This is a genomic window from Methylosinus sp. DMC45 (genome assembly GCF_056313885.1).
Genome location: NZ_JBQUZK010000034.1, coordinates 1 through 6,580 on the forward strand (window position 1 = coordinate 1; position 6,580 = coordinate 6,580).

3 protein-coding genes are annotated in these 6,580 nt (G+C 59.5%); all 3 read right to left on the bottom strand.

The genetic code is table 11. The features are described from left to right. Positions 1–201: 201 nt before the first annotated feature. Positions 202–1,698: a hypothetical protein gene (locus ACT53T_RS08120; protein ID WP_476160835.1), complete on the bottom strand. Its 1,497-nt coding sequence runs from the start codon at positions 1,696–1,698 to the stop codon at positions 202–204. Further along, the gene (locus ACT53T_RS08125) at positions 1,695–3,323 is read right to left on the bottom strand and encodes a VPA1262 family N-terminal domain-containing protein (protein ID WP_476160836.1); all 1,629 of its coding nucleotides are present in this window, start codon (positions 3,321–3,323) and stop codon (positions 1,695–1,697) included. The genes ACT53T_RS08120 and ACT53T_RS08125 overlap by 4 nt, the downstream gene beginning before the upstream one ends. 106 nt (positions 3,324–3,429) lie before the next feature. Next, positions 3,430–6,580: NACHT domain-containing protein (locus ACT53T_RS08130; RefSeq protein WP_476160837.1), on the bottom strand; the 3,151-nt coding region annotated here is incomplete at its 5' end.

Sequence of the window (6,580 nt, forward strand, 5' to 3'; positions counted from 1 at the left end):
GACAGTCTGGGCCATGAGCCCAGACTCGCACGCCGAGCCGCAATTGTGAATCCTATGTCGGTGTCAGCGCACTAGGAGCGCCTGCGCGAAATCGCCTTGGAGACAGCCGACGGCACAGTCAGATCGCGAAAACTCAAACGTGCTGTCTTGCCAGAAACTGCGCGGCAGCAAGTTGGAGCGCGGGACGCCGTGGGAGAAATGTTACATCGGTGCTGGCTGATTAACATGCTCATGTATGCTAAACATAATGCGATGATACAGCGATTTGGACATGTCAAACGAGTAGTAAATGCGTTTGCCAGGCAAAACATCTGCTCCATTGTCAATAACGTGATAGGCGTGCGCGTGGGGTTGGAAGAATGACAGCAAGCGATTCCACTCCGTTACGCATTCAGACTCTGATCGACGCCAGTTAAGCTCAATCTCGCTCATTGCTTTCTGAACTTCGGCAATAGACCTATCTCGATCCGCAAGGCTCATGCATTCGCAGACATAGGAAACAACAGCAAAGTCGATGGGGGAACGGTTTACGTCGAACAGGTTGGTAGATGGATCTGCTGCCCCGAAGCGCCAGTCGAGCCATCGCTGGTAGGCTCGCGTCCAGACGACCTGACGAAAAGTGGGTGATGATTCCCGGCTAAAGGCGCGCAGGCATTCGCTGACGAGGGGGTGGCTTTCATCAACATCTGTGACACGGATCGGATGCAACGTGATCGAGTCGATATAAATCGTAGCTGCCTCTTGTGAAGCGTGTGCGAGCGCGCGGCCGAGCGGCCGGTGAAGCGGCGGATAACGCAACGGATACGTATTGAAGGCCGCCATCCATTTGCGGAACTCCTCAGGAGCGGCAGCCACTCCGACCAGAAGTTCCGAGAGTGCCGCTTCTTCGTCGGGAGAAAGCGTCCACGCTTCGACATTGCGCGCTACGGTCATGAAGGCGCAGCAGAAACGAACGCGCTCCGATGTGCTCTCTATGGCGAGGCGCAGACGCTGATCCACGGGAACCACCTGCGCCAGCTCCATGATCGGATGGCATTGCCGGAGCGCGTCCGTTGCCCGCACCAGCCCCACGAAATCATAGCGGGCCAAGCAGCGCACCATTTCCGCGAACAGGATATCCGGCCTCCCGACATGACCGAGCCGCGGCCACATATCGGCGATTGCTGCCCAGTCGCCATCAGTGTCGGCCGACTGAAAAGCTTCCGCAAATTCACTTTCCCATATCGGAGGGGTGGCATTTCCCCGGGCACTAAATACGACCTGCCGTTTGGCCACGAACGAGCCGAGTGCGGCGAGAAATTCCGCCGATGGTGCAAGATCTTCAGGAAGCAGATGCCAAAGGTCCGCGTCGCCACCGCACATCCTGCTGGTTATCAATGCGGCAGCCAACACCTTCATGCGCGGATCGTCAGACGGCTTCCAGTCCTTCACCGCGCCCATGAGCCACCGCACCAACGCGGCCCATCGCTCTATCTCTTCGTTCTCTGCGACTTCCGGCCGTGAGCGCAAGAGGCGGAGAAAGCCGAAGTCATACTCAATAGCCTCCCGAACCGATCCGATTTCGCCATCGTGCGCCAGGCAATCGAGCGGAGAATCCTTCGTCGCAAGGACGGTAAGCAATCGCGTGGGGCCGTCTGCCGACCCAGGTATCAAGGCCAGGGCAAGCGCGTTCATGAGCGGAGAGAAGCTTGAAGTCATGGCACCGGCACCTTCCAGATGAGGTGATCCGGCCTCTGCAATTCGCTCCAGAGTTCGGCGAATGCGTCCATCACCTGTTGTCCGTCGTCGACGCGCTGGAGAATGTGGTGTGCCTTGCCGACACTATTGACGGAGGTGCCCAGCGACCAAGCAAGTGCACCTGACTCCCGCCTGGGGAATATCAGGAACCGATCATGGAATGCCCACCCCGCGGTTCCACTTCTTGCGCGGTACTCAAGTTTCATTCCGTAGAAATTACTCTGTGCACTTGCAAATGCATCGATCTGCCGCTGCCTAAAGTCACCTGCTTCTACAATCCCTGATGGATCTGGGGGGGCATTTTGCGCTGTCAAACCACGCAGGTCAGCCCCTTGATGGGGAGAGAAGAACAGCGTCTTCAATATGTCGACAGCGCTGAGATACGGGTCCCACAGCCATGTACCTTCCTCCCCATGTTGCGCGATGAGATAACGGATGTCCTTGAGTGCCCTCTCGTGCTCGACGGCTTGCTGGCCTGGCTGCGGTCGATACTGAACAAAGCGCCGCTCTTGTACGAGCCGCGCCGTTTCGTCCCGATACATCCGGCGCCGCGTCCATCCTTCATTCCCGTCGTTCTCCGATGTGCCGACAAGGCTCTTGAGGGTGCCATGGACGCGCACCCTCTGCAATTGCCAACCGCCTCTCCCATCCGGCAGGGAAAACACGCGGGGCTCTGGCGCCACTGGTTGCAGGTTCATGGCGATCGTTCGGATAAATGCACTCGCCCCCGTCGCGGCCAACATCAGCCCATTGGCGTCGTCCCAGAGACTTCCACGATGCGACCCCGGCCCGGGTGGGACAGGGAGCTCCGTGCGTTCACCATCAACCGCGGTCGATCGGTAGCCCGTGACGGCACCATCGAATTCTAGCTCGACGGTTGCACGCAAGGGGCGTGGCGTGGCGTGCGGATGCCAGCCAGTTTCGAGCAGAAACGTTCCATCCTGTTGGCCGCTGAACCGTGCCATGAGCACCGTCACGGGCAGCTGAAGCACGATGTTCCCAAGCCGATCCGAGAAGCTTGCGAGGCGGATCGGAACATGGTGCTGGATCGCTTCGGATAACGCCTGTAGGTGGTGAGGGGTGGCGAAGAGCGGTCCGAGGTCTGTCTTTTTCGTATCGGCCCACTCGATGACATAAGAGCCGTTCCAGAAGTTGTTTTTCAGAATGCGGTTCCAAGGGACTTCCTGAACGGCGTCTGGCGGCACGAACTGCGGTGGCTGGGGCGTGTCCGCGTCGTGGCGCAAGGCATTTCCTGAAGCATCCCACACGCCCGTCGCTGCGAGCCGCTCGTATTCAGGGGTGATCCGGTCAATGGAAATTGTGTAACGACAAACGCCAAATCGCCAGTCACGCAACCCGAAAATCTGAATCCGGTTCTTGTTGATGAAATCCGGCTCCATGGAAACTGCATCAGGAGCTTCCTCGGCAACCAACAGGGTCAGGACATTGATGGGCGGTAGCGCTCCGGGAGGGAATGCGATGATTTCGGTTACTTCAGCTCGCGTGTAGAATCCGAGCGTTCCCGGCACGATCAGCCGCTTTATCTCGGCAAGGCTTGCGCTCGAAGTCCAGCCTGGGTTGGTCATAGTCTCACGTCGTTGCCTTTCACCAATATCAGCCATCGGCCAGAGGAGATTGTTGAGCTATATCTACTTGATGCGGCTTGGCTTCCGCGAAGCGATATAAGCCGGCTCATTCCACCTTCGCTTCCAGCGGCCACGGGCGGCCTGTTCCGATGTCGGGATGTCGGGGCTCAAACTCCACGCGCCCGTGCTCATCGCGCAACTTATCGATGCACACAAGGCAGCTTTTGGCCAGTTCGCCGGAAGGGCCGTCGATCATCCCGAAGAGCGCTTTGCGCAGCTTCTCGGCATTCACGCCATGGATCTCGTAGCTATTGCCCCCCAGAGGTCTGTGTTCCAGCACGACGGCCTCCACGGCGCCATGCAGGTCACGGGTATGGGTGACGCCCTGCGCCCCGTTGACCTCGACCATCGTGAGGAGCGTTTCGGCATCGGCGGACGCAGCCAGTGCCTTTTCCAGCGGCCCGCCAGCCCGTCGGAATTCGCCCTTCTTGTACCGGGCCAGCAAGGTCGCCCTGAGCGCCGAAGAACCCGCCAACACCGCTTGCAACTGCCGCTCATGGGCGTAGCCACTGTGGAAGCCCATCACATTCGGGTCCACGTCCGCCATTTCCAGAAGTTTGACCAAGGCAGTCTCGGTGCCGAGCTGGAGGACGGCGCCGACCCAGTTATAGTCGCCATACAGGGACGGGTCCTGGGCCGCTATAGCGAACAGCGTGTCCTCTGCATGAAGATGACCGATGCTGCCCAGCGGGCGAAGGATGTTCTCAAGTTGGATCCGGTCCTTCAGTTGCGCCGGAAGCGTATTCCACGCCTCAATGAGGCATTCCGGGTGGTCGGAGAAGGCGAAAAGACAAAGCCATGCGTAGAGCCCATACGCTCCCTGGTCGTGCAGTAAATAGGTATGCTTCTTCGCCTGTTCATAATACTCGGCGATGGCGGCGTTCAGATACTCGGCATGCAGCGTCTCGCCGGCATAGGCCAGTGCGCGCATATACCCATACTTCGCCGCCCACGGGACAGGCAGCGCGAGAAGCCGCGCCACCAGTTCGGGGCGCCGATTATGCGGCATATAGGTGGCGGCGCACACGATCTGCAACGCGATCTGATGCTGATCCTCCGTCGTGCCCTCGGCCGTGAGGTGGTCCACTGCCGCGAAGATCGCCGCTGCTTCACGCGACTCCTCGCTCGGTCGGCCCTCGGCAATGGCATGTCTACGGTCACGGATCTCGGCCGCGTCCAGTTCGTCCGAGCGCCACCGTCGCTCTTCGGGCGGGACCGGCTCGTCCTGGATGCCCTTCATCGCGAAAGCGGCCTCTTTGGCCATCAGAGATACGGTCAAGTACTTTTCTAGGACCCTCGATGACGCCTCGCTCTTCAAGCAACTGAACGCGCCACGATAAACGTTACCGAAGGACATGCGGGCTTCGTTTGTCGGATCCGAACGCCCGCCGCCCGAGATGAAATCGGCAAGCTGTTTCTCGTTTCTATTTAAGTCTTCATCCAGCATCCGCTCGACGATATCGAGGTCTTCAAGAAGCCTCATCCGAGCGATGGCTGTTGTAACCGTCGCCATGGTGCTCCGTTTCGCTGACGCGTCCGCGATGAGCGCCTCGGCCCAGTTGCGCAGCACCCGGCTGATTTCGCGGCGGGTATCTTCGTCCAGCGCGAGCGTTCCTTTCTGATTAAAATCAGTATCATGGGTGGCCCATAGGTCCGCCATGAACGCGTAGTGTTTGGGCTCGAGGCCGCCGCGCGCGAGCCACGCATGGGCCAGCGCGACATCCGGCACGACGTCCATACGGCGTTCGATGGCCCAATATTCATCCTTCTCTTCGGATTCCGCGTCCCGCCCCGTCTTATGCCCGGCATCGAACAGGGCGAATAGCCGGTCGAGCATACGGGATGCAGTAGCCTCGCCGATGAGGGACGCGGCGATGGCTGCTTGTCGATCGTGCGAAACTTTGGAAAGGGCCATATCGGGGATGGGGCCGGTATCGATTGGCTGGCCGCCCCGCAGCATGTCGTCACCATCGAGCGACAGTGCCGCTCCGGACTGGAACCGTTCAAGCAACGCTTTGCGTACAGCAGCCGGGTACTGCTCAAAGGCCTGACGGACCGAGTACATCGCGTTTCCGTCATCCACTGGGAATGTCGAGTCGGTGATAAGCTCGTAGACAGCGCGTTCGACGTCAGCCTGCCCCGCGGCGTCCCCTTTCGATTGGATGAGCCGCAACAGCAGTCTTGGTCTGTTCGTTTCTATTTTTGTCAGTTCGATCTGCAACTGCCGGATACGATCGGCGATGTCTTTGTCGAGCAAGTGCGTATCCCAGCAGTCTTCCGCGACACGCTCCCAAAGCGTGCCTGCCCCCGTGCGCAGGATGTCCGAAGCGAGGCGAATACCGCGCCGAAACATAAGTGACTGCACGACGGACATCTGGACTTCGACGTCCGCATCCACCTTCGCCAGCTTGGTCGCCAATTCCATGCCGTCCATTCCGCTGTTGCCGGCAATCTCTCCGAGCACGTCGCTGCGGACATCGGGTGGCAAGGCCGCAAGCCGCCGCTCTCTGTCCGCGCCCAGAACGGATGGCCGGAAGCGGGGGGCATGACGCAGAACGCGCAAATAGGATTGGTTGTCTTTTGTCTCGATGAACGGCCACACCAGCTCCGCGAATTCTGGTCGTCCCGACATGATGGCGAAACGGATGGCGCGGTCGATCTTGCTAGTTTGGTGCCAGCGTCCTGCAAAGGCCGTTACTTCGGTCTCAACGCGACGCCACACTTCTTCGCTCGAGCGATAGATCATGTCGGCGGCGAGCATAGGGTCTATGCCGAGCGTTACGACAATCGCCCTCGCTACCGCATCGCATTCCTTGTCGCCAGCCCGAGACAGCCGCTCGGAAGCAAACAGGATCGGCTCTTCCCACATGGTGGTATTCAGCATGCCCACCAGCTGTGTGTGTGCATCTCTATCACCCTTACTGGCAGCCAACATGGCACCCTCCACTTCGAAGGAGGCATGCCATTCCTGAAGCTGCTGGTGCTGGAACCCAACCGAACCGTCCGGGGCACGAACGAGGATGTCGTGGTTGACCAGCGTGTCGAGCACGACCATCGGCGCCGGGACAGCGATGGCGAACTGGCCGGCGTTGCTGAGTTCCTTTTCGGCGGTGCTGACGATAGAGCCGGCCTCGGAAATTCGGACAGTGGCTTGAGTGGATTTTCTGCCTGACTGCGGCGAGGATTCTCGCTGCGAA

What these genes read in the sequence shown, in the direction of transcription:
- ACT53T_RS08120 (WP_476160835.1), bottom strand. Translation starts at nt 1,698, where the DNA reads ATGACTTCAAGCTTCTCTCCGCTCATGAACGCGCTTGCCCTGGCCTTG.
- ACT53T_RS08125 (WP_476160836.1), bottom strand. Translation starts at nt 3,323, where the DNA reads ATGACCAACCCAGGCTGGACTTCGAGCGCAAGCCTTGCCGAGATAAAG.